The 25,328-nt window shown below is 38.7% G+C and carries 25 protein-coding genes; 14 read left to right on the forward strand and 11 right to left on the reverse strand.

Translation table 11 applies throughout. The features are described 5' to 3' along the window. From L8106_RS27350 to L8106_RS27360, 3 genes are all read right to left on the reverse strand, one after another. On the reverse strand, positions 1-1,206 hold a 1,206-nt coding region (locus tag L8106_RS27350), incomplete at its 3' end, for a class I tRNA ligase family protein (RefSeq protein ID WP_009787804.1). A gap of 209 nt (positions 1,207-1,415) precedes the next feature. Then, positions 1,416-2,036 carry a Uma2 family endonuclease gene (locus L8106_RS27355; protein ID WP_009787805.1) on the reverse strand — a complete coding sequence of 207 codons (621 nt, stop codon included), beginning with the start codon at positions 2,034-2,036 and terminating at the stop codon, positions 1,416-1,418. 24 nt (positions 2,037-2,060) lie between these two features. Continuing rightward, complete coding sequence (locus L8106_RS27360) at positions 2,061-2,639, reverse strand: Uma2 family endonuclease (RefSeq protein WP_009787806.1); 579 nt, start codon at positions 2,637-2,639, stop codon at positions 2,061-2,063. 218 nt (positions 2,640-2,857) lie between these two features. Here L8106_RS27360 and psb30 point away from each other — a divergent pair, with 218 nt between their 5' ends. Then, positions 2,858-2,989 (forward strand): photosystem II reaction center protein Ycf12/Psb30, encoded by a 132-nt coding sequence (gene psb30, locus L8106_RS27365; RefSeq protein ID WP_009787807.1) that lies wholly within the window; start codon positions 2,858-2,860, stop codon positions 2,987-2,989. A gap of 85 nt (positions 2,990-3,074) precedes the next feature. Here the strand turns inward: psb30 and L8106_RS27370 are convergent, their stop codons facing one another. Together L8106_RS27370 and L8106_RS27375 are read right to left on the reverse strand one after the other, a co-directional pair. Beyond that, the gene (locus L8106_RS27370; protein WP_009787808.1) at positions 3,075-3,479 is read right to left on the reverse strand and encodes a DUF4346 domain-containing protein; all 405 of its coding nucleotides are present in this window, start codon (positions 3,477-3,479) and stop codon (positions 3,075-3,077) included. 149 nt (positions 3,480-3,628) lie between these two features. Continuing rightward, positions 3,629-4,003, reverse strand: coding sequence for a hypothetical protein (locus L8106_RS27375; RefSeq protein WP_009787809.1), 375 nt, complete (start codon positions 4,001-4,003; stop codon positions 3,629-3,631). Positions 4,004-4,399: 396 nt separating this feature from the next. Here L8106_RS27375 and L8106_RS27380 point away from each other — a divergent pair, with 396 nt between their 5' ends. Next, positions 4,400-5,359, forward strand: a complete 960-nt coding sequence (locus L8106_RS27380; protein WP_009787810.1) for an ABC transporter permease — start codon at positions 4,400-4,402, stop codon at positions 5,357-5,359. A 46-nt stretch (positions 5,360-5,405) separates the two neighbouring features. Here L8106_RS27380 and L8106_RS27385 read toward each other — a convergent pair whose 3' ends face one another. Then, on the reverse strand, positions 5,406-6,146 hold the full coding sequence (locus tag L8106_RS27385) for a Uma2 family endonuclease (RefSeq protein ID WP_009787811.1): 741 nt from the start codon (positions 6,144-6,146) through the stop codon (positions 5,406-5,408). A gap of 58 nt (positions 6,147-6,204) precedes the next feature. On the opposite strand from L8106_RS27385, the gene L8106_RS27390 reads away from it, so the two are divergent. Then, positions 6,205-7,119, forward strand: coding sequence for an ABC transporter permease (locus tag L8106_RS27390; RefSeq protein WP_009787812.1), 915 nt, complete (start codon positions 6,205-6,207; stop codon positions 7,117-7,119). Between the two features lie 158 nt (positions 7,120-7,277). After that, complete coding sequence (locus tag L8106_RS27395; protein WP_009787813.1) at positions 7,278-8,765, forward strand: TldD/PmbA family protein; 1,488 nt, start codon at positions 7,278-7,280, stop codon at positions 8,763-8,765. Between the two features lie 195 nt (positions 8,766-8,960). Here L8106_RS27395 and L8106_RS27400 read toward each other — a convergent pair whose 3' ends face one another. Then, positions 8,961-9,218, reverse strand: coding sequence for a hypothetical protein (locus L8106_RS27400; RefSeq protein WP_009787814.1), 258 nt, complete (start codon positions 9,216-9,218; stop codon positions 8,961-8,963). A gap of 157 nt (positions 9,219-9,375) precedes the next feature. On the opposite strand from L8106_RS27400, the gene L8106_RS27405 reads away from it, so the two are divergent. After that, positions 9,376-9,978 carry a glutathione S-transferase family protein gene (locus L8106_RS27405; RefSeq protein WP_009787815.1) on the forward strand — a complete coding sequence of 201 codons (603 nt, stop codon included), beginning with the start codon at positions 9,376-9,378 and terminating at the stop codon, positions 9,976-9,978. Positions 9,979-9,982: 4 nt separating this feature from the next. Here the strand turns inward: L8106_RS27405 and L8106_RS27410 are convergent, their stop codons facing one another. Beyond that, positions 9,983-10,789 (reverse strand): DMT family transporter, encoded by an 807-nt coding sequence (locus tag L8106_RS27410; RefSeq protein ID WP_369749731.1) that lies wholly within the window; start codon positions 10,787-10,789, stop codon positions 9,983-9,985. Between the two features lie 3 nt (positions 10,790-10,792). Beyond that, on the reverse strand, positions 10,793-11,011 hold the full coding sequence (locus L8106_RS34005) for a hypothetical protein (protein ID WP_009787817.1): 219 nt from the start codon (positions 11,009-11,011) through the stop codon (positions 10,793-10,795). 195 nt (positions 11,012-11,206) lie between these two features. On the opposite strand from L8106_RS34005, the gene L8106_RS27415 reads away from it, so the two are divergent. The 4 genes from L8106_RS27415 to L8106_RS27430 all read left to right on the forward strand — a co-directional run bounded on the left by L8106_RS27415 (position 11,207) and on the right by L8106_RS27430 (position 16,389). Then, positions 11,207-11,929 carry a glycerophosphodiester phosphodiesterase family protein gene (locus L8106_RS27415; protein WP_009787818.1) on the forward strand — a complete coding sequence of 241 codons (723 nt, stop codon included), beginning with the start codon at positions 11,207-11,209 and terminating at the stop codon, positions 11,927-11,929. A 241-nt stretch (positions 11,930-12,170) separates the two neighbouring features. Next, positions 12,171-13,247, forward strand: a complete 1,077-nt coding sequence (acsF, locus tag L8106_RS27420) for a magnesium-protoporphyrin IX monomethyl ester (oxidative) cyclase (RefSeq protein ID WP_009787819.1) — start codon at positions 12,171-12,173, stop codon at positions 13,245-13,247. Between the two features lie 132 nt (positions 13,248-13,379). Continuing rightward, entirely contained in the window at positions 13,380-15,287 is a 1,908-nt protein-coding gene (locus tag L8106_RS27425; RefSeq protein ID WP_009787820.1) for a PAS domain-containing sensor histidine kinase, read from the forward strand. Beyond that, positions 15,265-16,389 (forward strand): response regulator, encoded by a 1,125-nt coding sequence (locus L8106_RS27430; protein ID WP_009787821.1) that lies wholly within the window; start codon positions 15,265-15,267, stop codon positions 16,387-16,389. The genes L8106_RS27425 and L8106_RS27430 overlap by 23 nt, the downstream gene beginning before the upstream one ends. Here the strand turns inward: L8106_RS27430 and L8106_RS27435 are convergent. Both L8106_RS27435 and L8106_RS27440 read right to left on the reverse strand, forming a co-directional pair. After that, on the reverse strand, positions 16,358-17,242 hold the full coding sequence (locus L8106_RS27435; RefSeq protein ID WP_009787822.1) for a fructosamine kinase family protein: 885 nt from the start codon (positions 17,240-17,242) through the stop codon (positions 16,358-16,360). The genes L8106_RS27430 and L8106_RS27435 overlap by 32 nt on opposite strands. 73 nt (positions 17,243-17,315) lie before the next feature. Further along, positions 17,316-18,740 carry a DUF2079 domain-containing protein gene (locus tag L8106_RS27440; RefSeq protein ID WP_009787823.1) on the reverse strand — a complete coding sequence of 475 codons (1,425 nt, stop codon included), beginning with the start codon at positions 18,738-18,740 and terminating at the stop codon, positions 17,316-17,318. Between the two features lie 180 nt (positions 18,741-18,920). Between L8106_RS27440 and L8106_RS27445 the strand changes: the two genes are divergently transcribed. The 5 genes from L8106_RS27445 to L8106_RS27465 form a co-directional block, all read left to right on the forward strand. After that, on the forward strand, positions 18,921-20,834 hold the full coding sequence (locus L8106_RS27445) for a glycosyltransferase family 39 protein (RefSeq protein WP_009787824.1): 1,914 nt from the start codon (positions 18,921-18,923) through the stop codon (positions 20,832-20,834). A 463-nt stretch (positions 20,835-21,297) separates the two neighbouring features. Next, complete coding sequence (locus L8106_RS27450) at positions 21,298-22,287, forward strand: NAD-dependent epimerase (protein WP_009787825.1); 990 nt, start codon at positions 21,298-21,300, stop codon at positions 22,285-22,287. 106 nt (positions 22,288-22,393) lie between these two features. Continuing rightward, positions 22,394-24,748 carry a DNA helicase PcrA gene (gene pcrA / locus L8106_RS27455; RefSeq protein ID WP_009787826.1) on the forward strand — a complete coding sequence of 785 codons (2,355 nt, stop codon included), beginning with the start codon at positions 22,394-22,396 and terminating at the stop codon, positions 24,746-24,748. A 31-nt stretch (positions 24,749-24,779) separates the two neighbouring features. Beyond that, complete coding sequence (locus L8106_RS27460; protein ID WP_009787827.1) at positions 24,780-25,022, forward strand: hypothetical protein; 243 nt, start codon at positions 24,780-24,782, stop codon at positions 25,020-25,022. After that, positions 25,015-25,328: type II toxin-antitoxin system RelE/ParE family toxin (locus L8106_RS27465; RefSeq protein WP_009787828.1), on the forward strand; the 314-nt coding region annotated here is incomplete at its 3' end. The genes L8106_RS27460 and L8106_RS27465, both read left to right, overlap by 8 nt.

The raw sequence follows: 25,328 nt of genomic DNA on the forward strand, positions 1-25,328 counted from the left end.
GGCATCTTTGAGAACATTTAATCCGGCAAATTCACCTGCTTCTTGAGTAAAGTTTCCATCCGCATCAACCGGACACAAAACAGGTAAACCATAGCGTTGACCAACGATAAAGTCTTCCTGACCATGACCAGGGGCGGTGTGAACGAGTCCAGTACCGGATTCTGTGGTAACATAATCTCCCCCAATAACTACCGGACTTTCACGATCAAATAGGGGATGTTTGTAGGTGGAATGTTCTAAATCTTTGCCTTTTATTGTCGCTTTTACTGTTAGAGTTTGACCAAAGGTTGCCGATAGTCGTTCGACTAATTCTGCTGCGACTAACAAATATTTAAACGGAATCGGATGTTCAGTATTTTTATCCGTTTCTACGACAGCATAAGTTAATTCAGGATTCAAAGAAACGGCTAAATTTCCGGGAATTGTCCAGGGTGTTGTTGTCCAGATAGCGATTCCCAAATCCGGCAGAAATGGGGTTAATTCTGACTTGACTGATTCCGCCAAGCTAGTGATTGGAAATGCCGCAAATAAACTGCGAGAAACATGACCTTCAGGATATTCTAATTCAGCTTCTGCTAGGGCTGTTTTTGAACTCGGACTCCAATGAACGGGCTTTAATCCTCGATAGATATAACCCTTGAGAACCATCTGGGCAAACACCCCAATTTGGGCGGCTTCATATTCAGGTTTGAGGGTTAAATAGGGATGATCCCAATCTCCCCAAACGCCGTATCTTTTGAAGGATTCTCGTTGTTTATCAACCGTTTCTAAGGCGAATTCTTTGGCTTTTTGACGCAGTATTAACGGGGTGAGTGCTTCCCGTTCTGACTGTTTCATTTGTTGTAAAACTTTCAATTCAATTGGTAAGCCGTGACAGTCCCAACCCGGAACGTAACGCACTTTTCGCCCTTGCAAAAGTTGGTAACGGTTAATAATATCTTTAAGAATTTTATTGAGGGCGTGACCAATATGTAGCGCACCATTGGCATAGGGCGGCCCGTCGTGTAATATAAAGACTTCACCCGGATTATTTTCACCCAGGCGTTCATAAATCTGATTTTCTGCCCAAAATTTTTGCAGTTGGGGTTCGCGTTTGACGGCGTTTGCCCGCATATCAAACTTGGTTTTTGGCAGGTTCACCGTATCTTTGTAAGATTTGGCTGCCTTTTCTTGTTCTTTTCCGTTTACATCGCTACGTTCAGCCATGATTTACCCTTATTTGTGGCCAGCTTGCAATACAACCTTTAGTCTACCGTAGAAGTCTACGCCACTGTCAGATTGTGTCATTGTTTGTGAGATGTAATAATTTATATTACACAAATAATACATATTCGTCAAGTTGATTGACTTCACCAATGCTACTGCTGCCAATCATAAATACTTATTTTGGGGTTGATTTTTTAAAGGTTTTAAGGTTAACTCGAAACAGAATCTTCTAGATTTTCATCAGGACAAACCACATCTTCATAGAGTGAAGAAATTGAACTGCGGAAATTAACACAGGTTAGCTGAATTTCGAGTTCTGTTGCATTAGTTGCTACTTCTTCAACAGAGTAAGATGTTAATTCCCATTTATTGTGTTCATTCAGACGATAACATTCTACATTCATTCGTTCAGCATCAACCAAAACATATTCCTTCAATGTTTCAATGCGGCGATAATGCCTAAACTTTTTACCTCTATCAAAACCCTCTGTACTCGGAGACAATACTTCTACAATTAAACAAGGATAATAAACCACTTTACGGGCGGTTTGGTCTCGACTATCATACGTTACCATAATGTCAGGATAATGAAAGGGGCCGTGACTCGAAACTCCAACTTTTGCATCAGCCATAAATACTTTGCACCCTTGCTTCCTGAGATGGGATTTGAGTGCAGAAGCTAAATTTAAAGCAATGGAATTATGGGGTAAACTTCCCCCCATCATTGCCCAGACTTTTCCATTTATATATTCATATTTTATCGGTTGTTTTTCTTCCCACTTTAGATACTCTTCTGCGGTCATTAATGGGGCTTTAAAATCAGCAATCATAGAACAGATCTCCTTGAGTGAAGTTTAACTCCAGACAATTTGTAAATCAAGAATAAATCCGGGTAGCACTTCTTCTCCCGATAAAGTCCTGGGAGAATTTAACGTTTCTACTAATTTTCCTAAGCGATAAATTTCAACATAACGGCTTTTTCGTTCAATCAACCAACCCAATTTTACTTGATTTTCTATATATTCTTGCATTTTGGCTTGTGTCGATTTTAAACTATCAGAAGGAGACATTAACTCCAACACAAAATCGGGTGCAATTGGGGGGAATTTCTCTTTTTCTTCCGGTGTAAGTTGATCCCATCTTGATTGTTTTATCCAAGCGATATCGGGAGAACGATTGGCACCATTGGGGAGTTTAAAACAAGTAGAAGAATCAAACAGTTTACCGAGTGTATTTTGACGATTCCAGAATACAAAATCTCCAGCAATTTCAATATTACGATTTCCAGTTTCTCCCCCAGTTGGCGACATAACAACTAATTCTCCGGTTGCATTTCGTTCAAACTTAAGATCAGGGTTATTACGGCAAAGCTGATAAAATTGTTCGTCGCTCATTTGACAAACCGAACTAAAATTAATGGTATAAGCAGTCATCGTTAGAATTCTATCCTTGTTTGCGGCCCGCTTTGAAGTCCAACTTCTAGTTTACAAAGGGTCAATCTCGCTTTTTAGGAGAGGGAGTCGGGGAATGGGGTTAATATTGAGTTTTATAACAATTATTAAAAAACCGTGCGATCGCCTGTATTATTAACAGTTGGTTCTTAGCATAACTCAATCTTTCATACATTTACTGGCTTTCTTCGGGAGGAAAAATGGACTTTATCACTAACTTTTTCAGCAACATCAACTTTGAACTGATCGCACAGCTTACGATGTTAGCGCTGATTGTCATTGCTGGCCCTGTGGTCATCTTTTTGCTGGCTTTTCGTGGTGGCGACCTGTAAAAAAAGTTTATGCTGGGGGCTAGGGTAACGATTTGGGTTAATTCTTGCCCGTCCCCCAGTTTAGTGAGTTGATCAGTGATTGATCTTAGTCTTGGACATACTCTTGTTCAGTCGTGAGTGCAATTTCTGCCCGCACAAACTCTCGTCCTAAGTAAAGCGCATGATCAAAAGTGCTTAACGGACAACAATCAGCTTCTTCAGTTATTTTTATGCCCAATTCTTTCGCAGTTCTACCTTTAAATACTGCGGTGGGTTGACGCTTCAAACTCCCGGTACACGGGAAAGGTTCACCAGTCTCCGGATCAACAGCAAGTCCCTGACCGTTGATATTATTTGTATAGTGTTCTGCACAAATTAGACCTGCTTCTTGATCAACATAAATGATAAAGTAACCAGCCGGATCAAGATGAATAAAGCGTTGGGAAAGCTGATCATCAATCGCTTTGATTTCTTTGGATGTCGGTATTTTTGAACTAGATTGAATAGACACAGTTGCCAAACATTACAGATCTGATCCTCTAATTATACCTCTAGCATGAAGCAGATGGTGATATTATTATGCAAATTTCCCCCAACTTCACCCAGAAGCCGAGGGAACACAAACTCAATCATCAGATAGAGACTTGAGTTGATTTTAATTTATGATTCCTGTTGGAGATTGCGAAATTGTTCAGCTCTCAGAGTGTATCCTTTCCCCTCTAAACACTGACCAAAAGCAATTTCCGCTTGGTTGAGTTTGGGATTATCTTTGAGTTGAAAAGTGCGTTCTAGATAATCATTTCCCATCTCTTTTAAGGCTCGACCTAAATCAGGTTCGCTCAACTCCTTTGGTAAGCAGTTGATAACCGCACTCAAACGTTCTCCTGTTAAACCCGTCTCATCTGTATTCCCTATTAAATTCGGTGCAGCTTGAGCTGAAGTGAGAGAAAATCCCAATATCCAAAGCCCACTTACTAATACAGTCATTAGAGTCATTTGACTCAATCGACGCCAAAATATTTTCATCCAATTCATTATCTATAATCCTCTAGTGGTTAAAAATTTCTGAACTTAAAGTCCTCCACTAACGTAACGAACTCAGAAGTAACTTACCCTCTCTCTTTAGAAGGATTCTAAATTTATACCTATAGCAAGTTCTCAAGTCAAGGAAGTTGGGTTATTGATGAGAACCCGATAAAATCACAATAGAAATAATTGGATTTTACAAATGGCGATCACTAACAATCGTAACACTATTGGGGGTCGCTCTGGATAATCCAACCTTAAAATACTCATCTTTTACTCATTTGAGCTAGCTATTTCAAAAAATTTATGTGTAATCGATCCTGAATATCTTCTATAATAAATTAGTTTTCAGTAATGTTCTGTTTAAATCAAAGTAGCAAGTCTGATTATTAACATTAAGAATCTATGACGCGATATCTAATTAATCGTCTTCTGAGCGCAATTCCGACTTTAATCGCAATTAGTATTGTTGTCTTTGCTATTTTAGCACTCGCGCCGGGAGATCCGATGGGAGAATTCGCCACCAATCCTTCAATTACAGCAGAAGTTCGAGAAAATATTCGTCGTTCTTTGGGTTTAGATCAACCCCTACCGATTCGGTATATTAAGTGGGCTTGGGCATTTATTCAAGGTGATATGGGCTATTCATTTACCAGTCGGAGTCCTGTGAGTGAATTGATTTTACAACGCTTGCTAACGACTTTATGGGTAGCAGGTTCAGCCTATTTATTGGCGGTGTTTGTTGCGTTTCCACTGGGAATTATTTCTGCAATCAAACGCTATTCTATTTTCGATCAAGTTGCGACTACATTCGCCTTTCTCGGATTTTCATTACCTCCTTTTTTTACGGGATTACTGTTTATAATCATTTTCAGCGTTCAGTTAAATTGGTTTCCATTTATTTACAATAGTACCTTAGAAGTGACGAATTGGCAAACCTTGATTGAACAAATCAAACAGTCAATTATGCCGATTTGTGTATTGGCTTTATATCAATCTGCGGTGTTGATGCGGTTTATTCGATCTTCGATGTTAGAACAGTTAAACCAAGATTATGTTCGCACTGCCTATGCCAAAGGCTTACCTAATTTTAGTGTAATTCAAGGTCATGTTTTACGCAATGCTTTGATTCCAGTCGTGACGTTAATTGCGTTAGATATTCCCAGTTTATTTACGGGCGCATTAATCACCGAACAAATCTTTAGAATACCTGGAATTGGAGCGTTATTAATTGAATCGATTTATCGCAGTGATACCCCAGTTGTGATGGCGATTACGTTTATTTATGCGATTTTAGTCGTTCTCTTTAATTTAATGGCTGATCTTTTATATGGCATTTTAGATCCTCGGATACAATATAAATAAAAAAGGGTGATTTAAACACCACCCTTGAGGCGTGAAAAATTGTCAATTAACTATTTTGTTCTGGGTCAATTCCTGCTGATCGTAATAACTCCTCTAACCTTGTTGCTCGTAAACGTTCTTGTTCTAATTGTTGTTCAGCTTGTTCTGCTCGCAAACGTTCTTGTTCTAATTGTTGTTCGGCTTGTTCTGCTCGCAAACGTTCCTGTTCTAACTGGTTTTGAATTTCCAGATAAGTTGAAAACCGTTTTCCATCGGGATGATACAATTTGAGTTCATTCTCAGATAATTCAAACCGAATTTGTAAGCGAGGACTCACCCAATTGTTGATATCATCAATCACATCCAAACGTTCATCCGTTCGCAGCCAACCACTCAGATCATTTTTATGAGGATCGTACAAATAATATTCTTCCACCCCATAGCGATCGTAGAAAACTTGTTTTTTATTCATCTCCGTTAACCTATTACCGGGAGAGAGAATTTCAAAAACAACTTGGGGTGCAATATTTCCTTCGTTCCACTGTTGATAGGAACCGCGTTCGCCTTTAGCCACCCCAAAAACAACCATAATATCTGGAGCTTGACGAATTTTATTATTGCCTTGAACGGGATACCAAAGCAAATCTCCCGCAACAAATATAGCCGGATCGTGAGTAAATAACCACTCTAAGTTATAGTAAAGAGTGAGAATCCAGCGAAATTGAATGGTATTGTCTGACATCGGTTGACCATCTCGTTCGGGATAATTAACCTCGGAAGAAGTCTGAGATTCGAGTTGAGAAACCATGAGATTCTCCTCGCTAATGTTCTTCTTTCTATCTTAAAGCAAATTTTAAATTTTAGTAATGACTTCTATTAATCAATCTCAATCTAATCTAACAAAACCTCGAACACTTTGGGGTGATGCTTGGCGACGATTCAAACGGGATAAAATGGCAGTTTTAGGAATAATTATTTTACTTTTAATTCTTGTTTCTGTTGTCTTTTTGCCATTGATTTATACCACGCCTATTGATACAATCGACTTTGGAAATTCTACTTCTCCTCCGAGTTGGGAACACCCTTTTGGAACTAATGATCTCGGACAAGATCAACTGGCTCGAATTTTAGCAGGGGGACGAATTTCTTTAACTGTTGGTGTGGCGGCGATGATGGTGGCTATTTTTGTAGGAACATTAATCGGAGCAATTTCGGGGTTTTATGGGGGAATTATCGATAGTTTATTGATGCGAATAACTGATTTATTTATTTCCTTACCTCAGTTACCTTTATTGTTACTGGTAATTTATCTCTTTCGTGAACCTATGAAAGCAATTGCAGGGCCAGAAGTCGGCATTTTTCTGTTAATTGTTCTGGTTGTGGGAGGATTAACTTGGATGTCGGTGGCGAGGTTAGTTAGAGCCAGTTTTTTAACAACAAAGGAAATGGATTTTGTGATGGCGGCGAAAGCCATTGGCGCTAAACCCACTCGTTTAATTTGGGTTCATATTCTCCCCAATGTTTTGAGTCCGATTATTGTCGCTGCAACTTTAGCGGTGGGAAATGCAATTATTACCGAATCAACACTGAGTTTTTTAGGGTTAGGATTTCCGCCAGATGTTCCGACATGGGGACGGATGCTTTATGATGCTCAAAACTATATTGAAACGGCTCCCTATATGGCATTATTTCCAGGTTTAGCAATCTTTTTAACAGTTCTTTGTATTAACTATGTTGGGGATGGTTTAAGAGATGCTCTCGATCCCCAGTCTAAACGATAATTTTAAGCGGTTGTCTGAGTCATAGGTAACATTCCTGGTGGTGTTTAGTCTGATTTTAAATGAAATTTACTTTAAATATTATCCTAGAACTGTGCAAATTTTCTCAAAAGGTTTAACATATATGAACTACAATAATTGTATAAATCAAAAACCACGATATGGTACAAGCACCGACCCGCCAAACCACAACAGAATTAGCAACCCTCGCTATTGATTTAATTCGTCAAGCCGGATGTGAATATGGAGATGTTCGCTTCTGCACTTATCGGAAACAAAACCTCTTTGCTCGCGATCGCTCTTTAAGTCGTCTCGAAGATAATGTTAGTTCTGGTTTTGGAGTACGAGTTCTTCTGAGAGGGGCTTGGGGGTTCGCTGCGAGTTATCGCAAAACACCCGAAGAAGTGACTCGAATTGTCAATTTAGCCGTTGATATTGCTAAAGGAAGCCGTCTTTCGCTACAAAATCCGGTGCAGTTGGTTCCGGTTGAAGCCTATCAAGATAGCTACATTACGCCGATTAAAATTGATCCTTTTACCATTCCAATTGCAGAGAAAGCTGAGTTTTTATTGAACCTCAATGAACGGTTACTCGCCTACGAAGAACAAGGCATCAAAAAAGCGATGTCTTATCTACAATTTATCCAAGAAGATAAGCTCTTTGCGTCTACAATAGGTTCTCTGATTGAACAAACCATTTACCGCAGTTATCCCGGTTTTAATTGTACCGCAGTTGCTAATGGAGACGCACAAACTCGGGGTTATGAACGTCCACCTTTAAATATAGGTTATGAACATATTGATCTCGCCGATTTGAGCAATCAAATAGATCGGGTTGCTCAAGAAGCTATCGAAAAAGTTCATGCACCGAAAGGGCCGTCTGGTATTCTTTCGACGCTGATTTTAAAGCCATCAAACCTCTATTTAACTATTCATGAATCTGTCGGACATCCAACTGAACTAGACCGAGTTTATGGCTATGAATCTAATTTTGCAGGGACCAGTTTTGCAACCACAGATCAACTGAATAAACTACAATATGCTGCACCTTGGGTAAACTTTAAATGCGATCGCACTCAAGCAGGTGGACGCAGTACAATGGGGTATGATGATGAAGGCGTTCCGGCACAAGATTGGTATGTGGTAAAAGATGGTATTTTAGTAGATTATTTAACGGATCGTGAAACGGCTTATCGACTCGGACGAGAAAGTAGTAATGGCTGTGCTTATGCTGATAGTTGGTCGAGTGTGCCGATGGTACGCATTCCCAATTTAGGCTTAGAACCCGGGCCAGAAAATGGCAGTCATACTGCTACTTTAGAGGAGATGATTGCCGATACCGAAGATGGGATTTTAATTGATGGAATTGGGAGTTTTTCTATCGATCAACAACGCCGTAATTTCCAATTTGGAGGAGATGCGTTTTGGCAGGTAAAAAACGGTAAAGTTGTGGGGATGTTAAAAGATGTCACCTATCACGCTATGACGACAGAATTTTGGAATAAAATTGATGCGATTGGCCCGGAGTCTGAACGAGAACAATTAGGAACAAGTTACTGTGGAAAAGGTGAACCCATTCAACTAGCACAAATGACTCATGCTTGTGTTCCGGTTCGAGTACGAGATATTCACATTGGTGGCGCTTCGTAATTCCAAAGAAAGGGAGGAGATCATATCAGTTGGGTTAAAAGAGCGATCGCTTTTTGAAGTTTAGAAACTGCGATCGCCCTTTTGTAATTGACAGGATTACTAGAGAATTGATTTTACCATCAATAAATCGTCTAAACTCCAGTAAACAAGCACTCTAGGGGGCTAAAAATACCACACAAGAACATTGCCGTTCAATTAATCCATATTCTCAACTGGAGTCAGAAACCCGTTACTCGCCAATGAACTGACAAATTGCTCGTAACTGCTGGTATCGACTGAGTACCCCGATATTTCTTGGCAGGTGCGGTTTTGCCACTCCATGTACTCTTGTATATTTTCTAGGTTTTTGTGACCCTTAGAGGTTTTCCAGAGGGCATATGTGATATCCTCGGGAGTACCTGAAAAGGTCATGCTGCCATCAAAAAGTAAGTAGGTATTGGTGTTGTCTGTCATTGTTTCTCTAAGTTATTGTACTGATTATCGCAGAAAATCTCCTACTTATTGTACAATAAAATCAGGATCTTTTTCTATTTTTTAAATTAGGGATTATTTAGGATTCGTGGTCTTGCCATAGAATGAGTTTTACGTCACCAACGGGAGAACATAAACGATGATAAAATTATACGAATATCCGTCTTCTGGAAATTGTTATAAAATTCGGCTATTGTTAACCCAATTAGAGATTCCCTTTGAACGAATTACAGTTGATATTTTGAAAAAGGAAAGTCGCACTCCAGAATTCTTAAGCAAAAATCCCAATGGACGAGTTCCGCTTTTAGAACTTGAACCGGGAAAATATTTACCCGAATCTAATGCCGTTTTATATTATTTTAGTCAAGAAACACCCTTTTTCCCAACGGATAAGTTTGAACAGGCGCAGGTGATGCAATGGATGTTTTTTGAACAATACAGCCATGAACCCTATATTGCGACTTCTCGCTATTGGATTTCTATTGTCGGAAAACCAGAAGAATACAAACAGGTTTTAGAACAAAAACAACCCTTGGGTTATGCGGCGTTAGGAGTGATGGAACAACAGTTAAAAGATCATCCTTTTTTTGTAGGAGATCGCTACACTATTGCTGATATTTGTTTATTTGCTTATACTCATGTCGCCAATGAAGGTGGATTTGATTTAACTCGTTTTCCGGCGGTTTATGCTTGGATAAATCGGGTGAAAGAACAGCCTAATTATCTCAGTATTACAGAATAATTGTTTAGACTCCTTTGAATCCCACTGTCCGATCTAGGTCTTCAGTTGAGCGATCTAATGGCGGGAGTTCCGACGGTTGAGCGGGAACTTTAGAAACACCAATTTGATTGATAATAATCCCCAAAAAAATCACACTTCCGCCAATAGATTGAGGAGTTGTGGGAATTTCACCTAAAATAAAATAGGAGGCTAAAACCCCGACAATGGGAGCAAAAGAACTGGCTAAAGAAATCTCAGAAGCACTTGATTTTTTTAATCCTGAAAACCAACAAAATTGACCGCCAACAACAATCACAAGACTATACAGTAACATCCATTGCCAAACAAGCGGAGAAAATACATCCATAAAGTGACCAAATCCAAACAGCAAAGTAACGATAACAAAAAATATAACTGTACTCAAAAAGGTGCGATAAACGTTAAAAAAACCAAGTGGAATATTACGAAGACTGACTTTACTAATAATTGTTGCAACTGCTGCGGAAACTGCACCGACCGCAACCATCAATTCTCCAATCCCATGAAATCCAGTCATACTGATCATTTCTCGATTAGGATCTGGGATAAAAACCGTTAATCCGACGCCAATAAACGAAACAATTGCACCAATAATTACCCAACGATTTACCCGTTCATGGAGTAACAAAATAGATAAAGCTAGAACTAAAGGCGGTTCAATTCGACTAATTAAAATCACATTATTAACCATTGTTCGTTCTAACGCTGAGAAAAACAAAGCCGGGGCTAAAGCACCTGCAAGAATGGCAACAGTGGTTAAACCTAACCAATCTTTTCCGGACAGATTTTTGATGGTTTACTGAGTTAAGTCTTGATAATAAAGCCGTAAAAAAATTAATAACGCCCAAATATTACCCACAAACAAAACATTACAAAAAGAAATGGGATTTCGACCATCAATTAAATTTTCTGCGCCCAATTCAGTTAACTGACGAGTCACGGCGTTAGCGGCACCAAAAATAGTCACGCCGAGCAACAGATAAGCACGTCCAGGAATGCGCTGAATTAAATTCATTAAATCTAGAGATTGCCTTCAGAGACAGACTAGCATAATTAAGTATTGATGCTGCTCAAAGTTATAAAATTTAGTTCAATCCTCGATGCAATGTATTGATTGATTCAATTGCAGGTAAACTAGATGATGTGATGATTTAATCCTCCAAAAAGGATCATTTCTTGGTCAAAGTATAGGGTAAAGGAGTAGGATATTTTGAATTTAGAAGTAATTGCTCATCGGGGTTTTTCGGCAATGGCTCCCGAGAATACCATAGCGGCCTTTAGTGCGGCGATAGAAGGGGGAGCCAATTCGATAGAATTTGATTTACAATTATCTCGCGATGGTGTACCGATCATCTTTCACGATGAAACTTTAGACCGAATTACGGGAACTTCGGGTCGAGTCCAGGAGAAAACTTTACAAGAGTTGAAACAACTGAATGCGGGGGCTTGGTTCGCTGAACAGTTTGTCGGGGAAACCATTCCGACTTTAGCTGAAGCATTAGTGTGTTTTAAACAGGTACAAAAATTTATTTATTTTGATGTTAAACCTCATTGTCAATGGTCAAAAACAGAGATTGAAGGCTTAATTCAACAAGTGAGAGAGGCGGGAATTTTAGAAAAATGTGTGATCACGGCGTTTAATGAGGAGTTTTTAGAGCAAGTTCGCGCTTGTTGTCCTGAGATCAAATTGGGCTATTTTCTCACCGAAGCTGGGGATTATCCCGAACAACTACATAAAGCAATTACAGCCGGAAATGCGATTTTAAGTAGTTTATTTGATGTGGTGCTAGAAAATCCTCATTTTGTTGAAGACAGTCGCAGTCAGGGGGTAGATTGGGTGGTGTGGACTGTTGACCGTCCCGAACATTTTCAAGAATTGATCGAATTGGGGGTGAAACGAATTATTACCAATTCCTTGATTGGTTGGACATGATGGCGATCTCCTGTGATATCGGGCTTTGGAGTGATGTAGATTCTGAGTGTATCAACAGATGTTGCAATTCTTAACGCAGTAAATGTCTTTTGGGGCGGAGAGGTTGATAAACTAAAATTCATACATTTACAACTTTTGATCCCGGCATTGGTTTGTTCGTGGAGTAGGGATCAGACTCCATTGCTTTGTCCCGAAAAATCTCTGCACCTCAAACCTGCAATCATAAGATGATAGAAACACTATGGTAGACTCTCTAAAAAAACCAGCATTTGATGAAATCCGGCCGGGGGTTAAAGTTCCTGCCAAGGAAACCATTCTTACCCCTCGGTTTTACACGACAGACTTTGATGAGATGGCGCAGATGGACATCTCAGTCAATGAGGATGAACTGCGGGCGATCTTAGAAGAATTCCGGGCGGACTACAACCGTCATCATTTTGTCCGGGATGCCGAATTTGAACAATCCTGGGATCATATTGATGGAGAAACTCGTCGCCTGTTTGTCGAATTTCTGGAACGTTCTTGTACCGCTGAATTTTCTGGGTTCTTGCTGTACAAAGAGTTAAGCCGTCGTCTCAAAGGTAAAAGTCCGGTTTTAGCTGAATGTTTCCAACTGATGTCGCGCGATGAAGCTCGTCATGCGGGATTCCTCAACAAAGCGATGTCTGATTTTAACCTGTCGCTGGATTTGGGATTTTTAACCAAGAGTCGCAAATACACCTTCTTTAAACCTAAATTCATCTTCTACGCGACCTACCTCTCGGAAAAAATTGGGTATTGGCGTTATATCACCATTTATCGTCACTTACAAGCGCATCCTGAAGATCGCATTTATCCGATTTTCCGCTTCTTTGAAAACTGGTGTCAAGATGAGAACCGTCATGGTGATTTCTTCGATGCCATGATGAAATCTCAGCCCAAAATCCTCAATGATTGGAAGGCAAAACTCTGGTGTCGATTCTTCTTGTTGTCGGTATTCGGTACCATGTACTTGAACGATGTTCAACGCTCTGGCTTCTATGAGGCGATTGGGTTGAATGCTCGCGATTACGACAAGTATGTGATTCTCAAAACCAACGAAACTTCCGGTCGGGTGTTCCCCGTCATTTTGGATGTCGAAAATCCGGAGTTCTACGAACGATTGGAAACTTGCATCAAAAATAACGAGAAATTGACGGCGATTGTTAATTCTAATACGCCCAAATTCTTGCAGTTTTTCCAAAAATTACCCCATTACCTCTCGAATGCTTGGCAGTTTGTCAAACTGTATTTGATGAAGCCCATAGATTTTCAGGCTTTGGAAGGAACAGTCCGTTAAACCAGGTCTTGAAGCTTTCGACTAAAATAAATAAATAGGAGTAGGCTCTGTGTTGGTAGCAGAGCCTCTTTTTTTATAATTTCAGCAGGTCGTCTCTCTCCGGTGCGACAGGGTTTAGTATGGAGAATTAAAATGGACAAGCTTCACTTCTCCCAGCGAGGTCAACAGATGATTCGTAAATGGCTAATGTTGCTCCAACGACTGTCGCCGATTCGGGGATTGTTGACGTTTCTCAGAAATGCAAACGCCTACCCAGAAAATTATGGTAATTTAGCTGCACTGTCCTACGAAGCATGGCGTAATCGGTTTCTACTCGCCAGATTGAAGTTAGCCTTTGGGTTAGTGCTATGGGCCTACTTAACCAGCTTTGTACTGAACTTAGTGCGATTTTTTTATGCGGGGGAAATTTTTTTTGATAAACACCTAATTATTCAATTGATTGGGTTGTTTAGCTTATGTACTGGAATGGGAGTCCTACAAACCACCTGGGGGCGTCATCATCTCGGCTTAATTTTTCTGGGGTTTTCTTGGTCTTTGGAGATGAACGAACAGATTATTGAAACGATTGTCGAGGTTCTCAGACCAGGTTCGCCCCTGGTTAGCCCTGAATTGTTGGGTTGGGGTTCGACATTTTTCACCCAAGCGACTCTAATTCCTGTTTGCTGGCCGCTGCATTTATTATCCCAGATGATTACATTGGGGTACTATTTCGGGATTAATCGGATTTTTGGGTTTGACACCATTCCTAACTATAATGAGCCACTGCGGTTAATTTTGATGTTGTTTTGGGTTTGTTTAATTTGTGATTTGTCTGTCTATTTGTACGAACGTTTACAACGGGCTGAGTTTAACGCTCGTCAGCAACTTGAAATCGCAGAAGCAAAATATCGAAGTATTTTTGAAAATGCGGTTGAGGGACTATTTCAGTCTACTCCTGAAGGACGTTTTTTGGATGTCAATAAGACTTTAGCTCGGATGTGTGGCTATCAGTCCCCTCAAGAAATGATGGCTAAAGTGACGGATATTAAAAGTCAGATGTATGTCGATCCCCAACGTCGTACAGAGTTTATTCGTTTAATCGAAGAACAGGGCTGTGTATTGGCTTTTGAGTCTCAAGTCTATCATGCTGAGAGTAATATAATTTGGATTTCTGAAAATGCCAGAGCGGTCAGAGATGCCCCAGGTAATATTATTGTTTATGAAGGAGATGTCGAAGAAATTACTGAACGAAAACGAGCGGAAGCTGAAATGCGTAAAGCCCTACAAAAAGAGAAAGAACTGAATCTGTTGAAGTCTCGTTTTGTTTCGATGATTTCCCATGAATTTCGCACTCCCTTGACCACAATTATGGCATCAACAGAGGCGTTAGAATATTATGGTCATCGCTGGACAGAGGATAAAAAAGATAAATATTTCAGCCGAATTCGAGTCACCATTCAACACTTAACTGATCTCCTCAATGATGTTTTGATTATTGGTCAGTCGGAAGCCCATAAACTTCCCTACAACCCGACTGTTATTGATTTAGATTCTTTCTGTGAAAATTTAGTAGAAGAAATTCAAATCACTGCTAATAAAAAGTGTAATTTAACATTGAGTATTCATGGTAAAAATATTTTAAATTATTTAGAGTTGGCGGCGAGTCAAGACTCCAAAATATTGCCGATTTCTGATGAAAGATTACTCCGTCATATTTTTATTAACTTACTCTCAAATGCGGTTAAGTATTCCCCAAAAGGCGGTAAAATTGAGATGAAACTTTTTTATCAAGCAACACAGGTTGTTGTTACAATTAAAGATGAAGGAATTGGGATTCCGGTTGAAGATCAAAAACACTTATTTGAATCCTTTCATCGAGCAAGAAATGTCGGTACAATTTCAGGAACAGGTTTAGGATTGGCAATTGTTAAACGCTCTGTTGATCGATTGGGTGGAACCATTACTGTACACAGCGAAGTTGGAAAGGGTACAATATTTACAGTAGCCTTACCTTTGCAATTTGAGGAGAGAGAACAAGATGAAGCGGATTTTAGTGATTGAAGATGAGTCAGATGTGCGTGAGATTATTCTTGATATTCTAGAAGCTGAAGAATTTTCTGTCATTGGTGCAGAAAACGGTAAGGAAGGTGTTAGACTCGCTCTGGAACATCTTCCTGATTTGGTGATTTGTGATGTGATGATGCCCGAAATGGATGGATATGATGTTTTAAAAATTTTACGGGAAGAAAAGACAACTTCGACGATTCCTTTTGTTTTTTTAACCGCAAAAGCAACTCGTGAAAATATCCGCCAAGGGATGAATTTGGGTGCTGATGATTATTTAACTAAACCTTTTAGTCGTAAAGATTTACTGGGTGCAATTTCAAGTCGTATTCAAAAGAAAGTTGCGATTGAAGATAGAATACAAGCTCATCTAAATGACCTGAGAAGTAGTTTGAGCCTTTCACTTCCCCATGAACTTCGGACTCCTTTAAATGGAATTCTTATTTCATCTCAACTGTTGATTGAAGATTTTGCTGAGATGGAAGTCCATGAAGTACAACCGATGTTAGCAGATATTAATACTTCTGCTCAACGCTTATATCGATTGATTTCTAATTTTCTTCTTTATGCAGATTTAGAACTTTTAGTTCACGACTCAGAACGGATAAAGTTTTGGCCAAAAGGTTCTGTTCAAGATCCAAACGCATTAATTCAAAAAGTTGCGAACGAAACACTAGAAATGTTCCCAGAACGTCAGGCTGATTTGTCTCTGAAACTTCAGCAGACTATTGCAGTCGAAGTTCCTCCAGATATTTTGAGAAAAATTATAGAAGAACTTCTCAATAATGCGTTTAAATTTTCAGAGAAACTCGAAAAAGTCTATATAAAAACTCACCAAGATCAGCAACAATATTACCTCGATTTTTTGAATCAAGGACAGGGGATGACAGATAGTCAAATCACTAAACTTGGAGCGTATAAACAATTTGATCGAGGTCGCTCCGAACATCAAGGATCAGGATTAGGGCTAGCTATTGTTAAACGTCTTTTAGATATATATAAAGGAGATTTGACAATCAATAGCGAACCCAATAAGATCACAACGGTCAGGGTTAGTTTACCCATTGTTAACGTAGAAGTTGCTGAATCATCTGATTAGCTTGTGAACCATAACTACCCCCAAATAAGTTAAAATGATTCAAAATATGATAGAGGTTATACAGTATTTTGCGACGTTCGTAGCCTGAATCAAGAGGAAACACTTCATCATATCCTTGATAAAAAGCAGGTGAAAAGCTACCAAATAATTCAGTCATTGCTAAATCTACTTCGCGATCACCATAATAAGTTGCCGGATCAAAAATTATCGGTTCTCCATCCGCAGTTATCGCAGCATTTCCAGTCCATAAATCACCATGAACTAGAGAGGGTTGAGGTTGATGATCGGCTAATAATTCGGGAATCTTGGCGATTAAAACCTCTGTATTTTCAAACTGACCTCCACGACCTTTTGCGAGTTTTACTTGATAGCCAATTCGATGATTTGCCCAAAATTCTGCCCAATTTTCTGTCCATGTATTAATTTGAGGTGTAGAACCAATGGTATTATTAATTTCCCAACCAAACTGATGTTTTCCAGGATAGTCATTAGCCGGAGTCGATTGGTGCATCATTGCTAACTTTATACCCATCTCTTTCATCGCTTCTGTATTGCTATTCCCCCCTATTTCTAGCCATTCCAGCACTATATAAGCTGAGTTATCTGCCGTTCCCCAACAAATAGGTTTAGGAACTCGAATCGTGTGCGTTTCCCACATTTGTTTGACGCCTAAAGCTTCTGCTTCAAACATCGAAATTTGAGACGCTTGATTGAGTTTGACAAAATAGTTGCGAGAACCATCAGTGAGGTGATACCCTTGATTGATACAACCTCCACCCACAGAACGGGTGTCAGTGACTTGAAATTTTTGTTGTGTTGTTTGGCTAATGTGTTCAGCGATTTTTTCCCACATCATTTTTTGATCCAATTATCTTTAATAAGAGTTTAGCATTTTCGATAAACTAACTTAGTTATTTTTTGTAAATTTATTGATTTTTGTTTGATTTGATTATTGTTGTATTGTCTTGATTCTCAAACAGCATAACTTCTGATTTTTGATAACGAAGTTGAAAGTTTGGCATCATTTTTAGTTTGTCCACCAGACGATAAACCAGTTCTCGGGAACTATCCCAACCGGGGTAACTCGCATTAAGTAAAATATATTTAAATGAATTTAAATCAAGTTTTTCGGAGCCTTTTGTTGTTAACATTATGACTGAACGATGGGTTAAATGAGGAGCAATATGGTCAGCCGTTAAAACACTGCCTTTTGTCTCGACTAAAGCAACCGCTTCATGAGAGGCTTTAACTGTATCAAAATGTTTGAGATATCTTGAACCAAAATAACCATATTTTGCCAAAGCTAAAAAAGCAACTAATGACCACAAGATAATTTTTTTAGGTTGGCGTAACCATCCCTCTCCTGCGGCTAAAGTTGCGATGACAGCCACTAACAAAAAAGGTAAAATGGGGAGAGAATATTGTTGAGTTAAGTTTTTTTGCTGAACACTGTCACTGAGCAAATTTAATAATAAAATGGGTATGGCACCTACTAAAGGTGCTAAATGTCGAAACGAAAGACCCCAAATTAGAGGAATAGTTAGGAGAACTAAATATTCTAAATTAGATAAAGTAAAAATTTGTTGGAGAACAATTCCAGGCTTTAGGAATAAATTTAAAGCAATTTCAAAAACTGAATTTCCCAGAGAATCGTAAAATTTAACTCCGGCAGGTTCACCGCCACTAAAATGAGGAATAATCACCTGAGTCGCAATTAAAAACCAGGCTAAACCTGCGAATATAGCGATCATTCCACAAATTCGCTTTTTTTCAAACAACAGTAACCCTATTCCTAAAGCCATGACAGTTAAAGATAGAACCCCTTTACAGCTTAAGATAATCACAATAGCAAAAGTAAATCTAAAAACTTGCTCTAAACGAGCCGCTAAAATTGCAAATAGTAATGTGGGAAGTGCAATAACTTCGGGATGAAAATCGAATAAATTGAGATTAAAAACCAGTGGATAGAGCAAATATACAACCGCCATAGTTGTCGCTTGAGATTGTTTTAATCCGGCATTAATTGCCAAATAAAAAGTGGGAATAGCGCCAACAGATAGACTAAAGGCTTGTACAAGCAATAACCAATGTACCTGCGGAAAAATCTTGTATAATAAAGCCAAAGGATAAAGAATCAAAGCTCCATGATCACCAAGAATATGCAAACCTCTAAAAGTCACAAAAGGTTTTTGACCTTGACTCAGAAGATAAATTCCATTATCAAAAATTCCTAAATCAAAAGCATTAGATTGAAATAAAGCATGACGAAAACTACTAAAAAAGAATAAGAGAATGGTACTCAAAACAACCATCAAGCTTATAAAATTAAGTTTAGAAAAAAAATTGGGCATACTCAGCTTGTCAGTCAAACCTCCAGATTGAACTTAAACTGCCGGGAACACAGCTTAAGAAAAATGCTACCATCTTAAATTGAAAAATAGAGCATTTCAGAAATTTTTTTATCCTGATGGAACCCAAAACTGGTAAATTAGGGTCTGAGAGATTGAATATTGGAAAATGACACACTAGGAATGACAACATTGAAAATAGCCAAATCCCTCACGCAATACTGGAAATCATTTGATCAACATCCCAAAACCACTTGGGGATTCTCAATTGTCGGGTTATTATTAATTTGTAGCATCGCATTTCTCTGGAATTTAGGGAATACAGGATTGGTCGATGAAACGGAACCCTTATTTGCCGAAGCAGCCCGTCAAATGGTACGAACTGGCGATTGGATTACGCCCTATTTTAATGGTGAGACTCGCTTTGATAAACCGCCCTTAGTTTACTGGTTAATGGCTGTTGGCTATCAAGTATTAGGGGTGAATGAATGGGCGGTGCGTTTACCCTCAGCTTTGGCTGCAATTACATTAAGCGTGGGTTGCTTTTTGACTTTACGATTTTTTGGTTTTTTCCCTTCAAATTTAACAGCTGATTCTCGACAAAAAACACGTCAATTGTGGTTATCGGCTTGGATCGGAGGTGCGATCGCCGTCTTTAATCCGGAAACCTTAATTTGGGCGCGTCAAGGGGTTTCAGATATGCTTTTAAGTGGGTGTATGGGAAGTGCTTTATTTTGCTTTTTTTGGGGATATGTTGAAGCCGGAAAAAAAGAAACTGAAAATTTAGAAAAGTTTTCCATTTCTCAGTTATTTTTAGACTTTTCTCTCCCCAATAAATGGTACTTAGCTTTCTATATATTCTTGGGATTTGCAGTCTTGGCTAAAGGCCCTGTTGGTCTTGTCTTACCTGGATTGATTTTAATCTCTTTTGTCCTTTATCTTGGTAACTTTAGACAAATTTTATGGGAAACAAAGCCAATTTTAGGGGGGATTATTTTTACAATCATTGCCCTCCCTTGGTATATTTTAGTCATTCTTCGGAATGGGCAAACCTATATTGATTCTTTTTTTGGCTATCATAACTTTGAACGCTTTACTAACGTTGTTAACGGTCACGCAGCCCCCTGGTATTTTTACTTTATTGTTGTCTTAATTGGCTTTATGCCTTGGTCAATTTATTTACCCTTAGCTATCTTTCGCTCTCACTTTTGGCAACGTTCTTTTTGGCGTCAACAACCTCGCGATCATCAGTTGGGTTTATTTGCATTTTTCTGGTTCGCTTGTATTTTTTTATTTTTCTCAATTTCTGTTACCAAACTCCCCAGTTATGTCTTACCTTTAATGCCAGCAACTTCGATTCTAGTTGCCCTTCTCTCAAGTGAATTTATTCTACAACAAACTTCATCAATCTCAGAAATAAGAACAGCTAAAAAAAGAGGAATATTAATCACTGGAGGATTCAATCTTTTTTTTCTTGTCCTTTTGGGTATTGTTTGTATTTTTAGCCCTCAATTCATCGGTAGTGATCCGGCGGTGATTAATTTACCAGAAGTTATTGAACAGTCAGGTTTACATTTACGAGCCGGAATAATCTGGATAATAACCGCAGTATTAATCGCTTGGATACTTAGATATCCTTCTCAATGGCATTGGTTAATAGGAGCAAATTTAGCTGGATTTATAGCCTTTTTTGTCTTTCTAGTTAACCCTGCTATTTTTCTAATTGATCAAGTTCGTCAACTTCCCTTAAAACAACTTTCTCAGCAAATTTCTCAAGTCGAAAAATCTCAAGAAGAACTCTGGATGATAGGCTTTAGAAAACCCAGTGTTGTCTATTATTCTGAACGTCCAGCTTACTTTTATACGGTGCTAGATTTTTTCAAGGGAATAGTAGAAGATCAGCCAATTTATCATCTTTTTGATTCGATTCAAAATCGTCCAAACCCCTCAACAATTATGATCATTAGCCGACCTAAAGATATTAAAAGACTTGGTTTACAATCTCAAGATTATCAAATTTTAGACCAAAAAGGTCGTTATTTGTTCATTCGAGTCGAGAAACAAACACTTTTAGATCGAGTCTTAAACCTGCCTTAATTTTTTTAGAAAATTGATTAATCTGAAACGAAAAAAATGTCCTTAAATTTATTAAATATAACCTGTATACATCCTTCCCAAGACCTGATCAGCTTTCAAAGTTTGATGCCCAAAAAACTTGCTTAGAGTAAGTGTTAATGTTATTATAGAAGATCAAATCGTCAGAAGTAAATAAGATAGTAAGCTGATTAATCAATTTATATTGGTATATATAATTAAGCAGAGAAGCTATCTGACTATACCCAACTTGATGAAAATATGTTATGACATTAATAGAACGGTTAAAATTATTTAAACAGGTTGCATTTTTCGGATCTGTTCTTTGCTATTACAACAAAACAAAGCTTCCTGAATAGCAACTTGCTCACCTGAACAGATAACACAGACTAGCCAATTCCGTTTAATTGATCTGTTTTTAAGATCATCAGAAATCAGCTAATTAAGTTTATAGGGGACAACTTTTGTGAAGATATTAGTAACTGGTGCCGCTGGATTTATAGGGTTTCACCTTTGTCAAAAATTGCTGCAACGAGGGGATACAGTTATCGGATTAGATAACCTTAATTCTTACTATGAAGTCTCTTTAAAAAAAGCTCGGATTGAACAACTTAGCTCTTTAAAAAAATTCACATTTTATCAGTTAGATTTAGTTGATCGTGAACAACTAGAAAAACTGTTTTCTGAACAACAATTTGATGCTGTAGTCCATCTAGCTGCACAAGCGGGTGTTCGTTACTCTCTGGAAAACCCCTATGCCTATGTCGATAGCAACCTAACGGGGTTTCTGAATATTTTAGAAGGGTGTCGCCATACTCATGTAGGTCATTTAGTTTTTGCATCTTCGAGTTCGGTTTATGGTACAAATAAAAAAATTCCCTTCGCAGTCGAGGATAACGTTGACTATCCTGTTAGTTTATATGCAGCAACAAAAAAAGCTAATGAATTAATGGCTCACAGCTACAGCCATCTCTATAATATTCCGTCAACAGGCTTACGTTTCTTTACAGTTTATGGGCCTTGGGGTCGTCCAGATATGGCTGTTTTTCTGTTTACAAAAGCGATACTAGATGGAAAACCAATCAAAGTCTTCAATTATGGAAAAATGCAACGAGATTTTACCTATATTGATGATTTAGTTGAGGGTATTGTCCGAGTTGTCGATAAAATTCCTCAGCCCAATTTGCACCCAGAAAGCAACACAAAAGCCCCTTACAAAATCTATAATATTGGCAACAATAAGCCCATTGAACTCTTGCGACTCATTGAAGTTTTGGAAAACTGTCTGGAGAAAGAAGCCGTTAAAGAAATGCTTCCGATGCAACCCGGAGACGTACCGATAACCTATGCCAATGTTGATGCGTTAATTCAAGATGTTGGCTTTAGTCCAGATACTCCTATAGAAGTCGGAATTAAACGATTTGTAGAGTGGTATCGTTCTTACTACGAGGTATAATTTCTCTCAATAAAGATTGGTCTGACTCCTCCCCTGATTAATTTTAGTCAGGGGAACCTTGAACATGGTAGCCTAAACTATAGCGGAAAATTTCCCTTTTGCAGCCATGACTCAGACCGTTGACTTCCTTAGCCATCTCAACCCTTCACAACGCCAAGCCGTCGAACATTTTTGCGGTCCGATGCTAGTCGTGGCGGGAGCGGGTTCGGGTAAAACTCGGGCGTTAACCTATCGTATTGCCAACCTCCTGCGAACTCATCGGGTTCATCCCGAAAATATTTTGGCGGTGACATTTACCAACAAAGCCGCCCGAGAAATTAAAGAACGAGTTGAAGCAATATTTTCAGAACAACAGGCGCAAACTCAGTATCAAAAACCCTTTTCTGCTCTCACTTCCCCCGAACAAACAAACTTGCGATCACAAGTTTATCGGAGTGTTAGCAAGCAGTTGTGGATGGGAACTTTTCACAGTCTTTGTGCGCGAATTCTCCGCTACGATATCAATAAATATACCGACGAAAAAGGGCGACAGTGGCAACAAAATTTCTCAATTTTTGATGAATCAGATGCTCAAAGTTTAGTCAAGCAAATCGTCACAAAAGAACTCAACTTAGATGATAAAAAGTTTGAACCTCGCAAAGTTCGCTATCAAATTAGTAACGCCAAAAATTTAGGACTTTCTCCCCAAGCCTATCAACGAGAAAATCCCGAATATTATGGTCGAGTCATTTCCGAAGTCTATGGAAAATATCAAGATCGTCTCGCTGCTAATAACGCCCTAGACTTTGATGATTTAATTCGAGTTCCCGTTGAACTATTTCAACAAAATGAACAAGTTTTAGCCTATTGGCATCAAAAATTTAATCATATATTAGTCGATGAATATCAAGATACCAACCGCACCCAATATGACTTAATTCGGCTATTAGTAACCAACGGCGAACATCCAAGAAGCTTTAAAAACTGGAAAAATCGCTCAATCTTTGTCGTCGGAGATGTCGATCAGTCCATCTATTCTTTCCGAATGGCAGACTATACCATTCTGTTAGAATTTCAACAGGATTTTGGGGATGGTTTAGCCGATGACGACACCCGCACAATGATTAAATTAGAGGACAACTATCGCTCACGGGAAAATATTCTCGAAGTTGCAAATCAACTCATTCTAAATAATACCACTCGGATTGAAAAAGTATTGCGTCCAACACGCGGAGAAGGGCCACCCGTATACTGTTATCAAGCCGATAATGAAGCCGCAGAAGCCAGCTTTATTGTCACTCAAATCAAAAATTTAACCGAACAACATCCCGAGTTAGGTTACGGTAGTTTTGCACTCCTTTATCGGGTTAATGCTCAATCTCGCGCCTTAGAAGATGCTTTCATTAAAAGTAATATTCTCTATAAAGTCGTTGGAGGTTTAAAGTTTTATGATCGCAAAGAAATCAAAGACGCTATTTCTTATTTGCGAATGATTGCGAATCCAGCCGATAGTGTTAGTTTGATGCGAATTATCAATACACCCCGTCGAGGAATTGGTAAAACCACCATTGATAATTTAGTGAATGCGTCTCAACAATTAGGTGTTCCCCTGTGGGAAATTGTCAGCGATCAAGACTCAGTAAATACCATCGCTGGACGTTCTGCAAAAGCAGTTAATCAGTTTGCTCAAATGATCTCATCTTGGCAAGAAAAAGCAGCATCTTCTACCGCTCTTGAGATTTTAGAAGGGGTAATGGAGGATTCTGACTATATTCTTGACTTAAGTAATCAAAGTACCGATGAAGCCGAAAGTCGCTTAGAAAATATTAAAGAATTGAGTAATGCTGTCGCTCAATTTCAAGAAGATTATGAAGACTCAACTTTAGGAGGATTTTTAGCCAATGCTTCTCTAGCTTCTGACTTAGATAACCTCCAAGAAGGTGAACAAGCTGTTTCTTTAATGACACTTCATTCAGCTAAGGGGTTAGAATTTCCGATTGTGTTTTTAGTCGGATTAGAACAGGGATTATTCCCCAATTTTCGGAGTTTAGATGATCCTTTATCTCTTGAAGAAGAACGACGCCTTTGTTATGTCGGAATTACTCGCGCCCAAGAACAATTATTCCTGTCTCACGCCCGAGAACGTCGTCTCTGGGGATATCGTGAACCCTGCATTCCGTCGATGTTTTTAAAAGAATTACCCCCGGATTTAATTCAAGGCTATCTTCCTATTTCTCAACCTGCAAAATCCCCAACTCCAACAACTAAAAAAGCAAATAAAACTCAGTCAAAAAACAATAAAAAATCCTCAAAAGTGGAAAGCTTTGCTGTTGGCGATCGCGTACTTCACCGTAGCTTTGGAGTCGGACAAGTTACTCATATTTTTGGAAATAAAGGCAAAATATCTATCGCCGTTAAATTCACAACTTCTAGCCCTAAAATTCTCGATCCTCAAGTTGTTCCTTTAGAAAAATTAGAGTAAAATTTATTAATAAGTCAATAGAGGTCACGCGATGAAAGCCTTTGAAGTGATGGGAAAAATAGATGAAAACGGTCAACTTTTATTAGATGAACCTTTAGAGATTAAATCCGCCAGTCGCGTTAAAGTTATTCTGCTGGTATCCGAGGACAATGAACCCGATCCCGATGATACTCCCGTTGAGGAAATTAAAGCAAGTTTAAGACGTGCTTTACAAGAAGCAAAAGAAGGAAAAACTAGACCAATTTCTGAACTTTGGGAAAGAATTGATGACTAATAACTTACCAATTTCAGTTATATTTGCCGATGAATTTGAAAAAGAATTATATCGGTTATCGAAAAAATATCGGAATATCAGAAAGGATGTTGAGCCGATTATTGAACAGCTACAGGAAAAAAGATTATTAGGCGATCGCCTTGCAGGTTTTGGTTCCAATCTTTATGTTTACAAGGTTAGGGTCAAAAATAGTAATATTAAAAAAGGGAAAAGTGGAGGATATCGAATTATCTACTTGCTAGAATCAGAAACCAGTATTTTATTATTAACTATCTATAGCAAATCAGACCAAGCAGACATTGCAGT

It is taken from the genome of Lyngbya sp. PCC 8106 (assembly GCF_000169095.1).
GTDB lineage: Bacteria > Cyanobacteriota > Cyanobacteriia > Cyanobacteriales > Microcoleaceae > Capilliphycus.

Coding starts and splice junctions, on each gene's coding strand:
- L8106_RS27355 (WP_009787805.1), bottom strand. CDS start 2,036: ATGATTGCTGATTTTAAAGCCCCATTAATGACCGCAGAAGAGTATCTA.
- L8106_RS27360 (WP_009787806.1), bottom strand. CDS start 2,639: ATGACTGCTTATACCATTAATTTTAGTTCGGTTTGTCAAATGAGCGAC.
- psb30 (WP_009787807.1), top strand. CDS start 2,858: ATGGACTTTATCACTAACTTTTTCAGCAACATCAACTTTGAACTGATC.
- L8106_RS27375 (WP_009787809.1), bottom strand. CDS start 4,003: ATGAATTGGATGAAAATATTTTGGCGTCGATTGAGTCAAATGACTCTA.
- L8106_RS27380 (WP_009787810.1), top strand. CDS start 4,400: ATGACGCGATATCTAATTAATCGTCTTCTGAGCGCAATTCCGACTTTA.
- L8106_RS27385 (WP_009787811.1), bottom strand. CDS start 6,146: ATGGTTTCTCAACTCGAATCTCAGACTTCTTCCGAGGTTAATTATCCC.
- L8106_RS27390 (WP_009787812.1), top strand. CDS start 6,205: ATGACTTCTATTAATCAATCTCAATCTAATCTAACAAAACCTCGAACA.
- L8106_RS27395 (WP_009787813.1), top strand. CDS start 7,278: ATGGTACAAGCACCGACCCGCCAAACCACAACAGAATTAGCAACCCTC.
- L8106_RS27400 (WP_009787814.1), bottom strand. CDS start 9,218: ATGACAGACAACACCAATACCTACTTACTTTTTGATGGCAGCATGACC.
- L8106_RS27405 (WP_009787815.1), top strand. CDS start 9,376: ATGATAAAATTATACGAATATCCGTCTTCTGGAAATTGTTATAAAATT.
- L8106_RS34005 (WP_009787817.1), bottom strand. CDS start 11,011: ATGAATTTAATTCAGCGCATTCCTGGACGTGCTTATCTGTTGCTCGGC.
- acsF (WP_009787819.1), top strand. CDS start 12,171: ATGGTAGACTCTCTAAAAAAACCAGCATTTGATGAAATCCGGCCGGGG.
- L8106_RS27425 (WP_009787820.1), top strand. CDS start 13,380: ATGGACAAGCTTCACTTCTCCCAGCGAGGTCAACAGATGATTCGTAAA.
- L8106_RS27430 (WP_009787821.1), top strand. CDS start 15,265: ATGAAGCGGATTTTAGTGATTGAAGATGAGTCAGATGTGCGTGAGATT.
- L8106_RS27435 (WP_009787822.1), bottom strand. CDS start 17,242: ATGTGGGAAAAAATCGCTGAACACATTAGCCAAACAACACAACAAAAA.
- L8106_RS27440 (WP_009787823.1), bottom strand. CDS start 18,740: ATGCCCAATTTTTTTTCTAAACTTAATTTTATAAGCTTGATGGTTGTT.
- L8106_RS27445 (WP_009787824.1), top strand. CDS start 18,921: ATGACAACATTGAAAATAGCCAAATCCCTCACGCAATACTGGAAATCA.
- pcrA (WP_009787826.1), top strand. CDS start 22,394: ATGACTCAGACCGTTGACTTCCTTAGCCATCTCAACCCTTCACAACGC.
- L8106_RS27460 (WP_009787827.1), top strand. CDS start 24,780: ATGAAAGCCTTTGAAGTGATGGGAAAAATAGATGAAAACGGTCAACTT.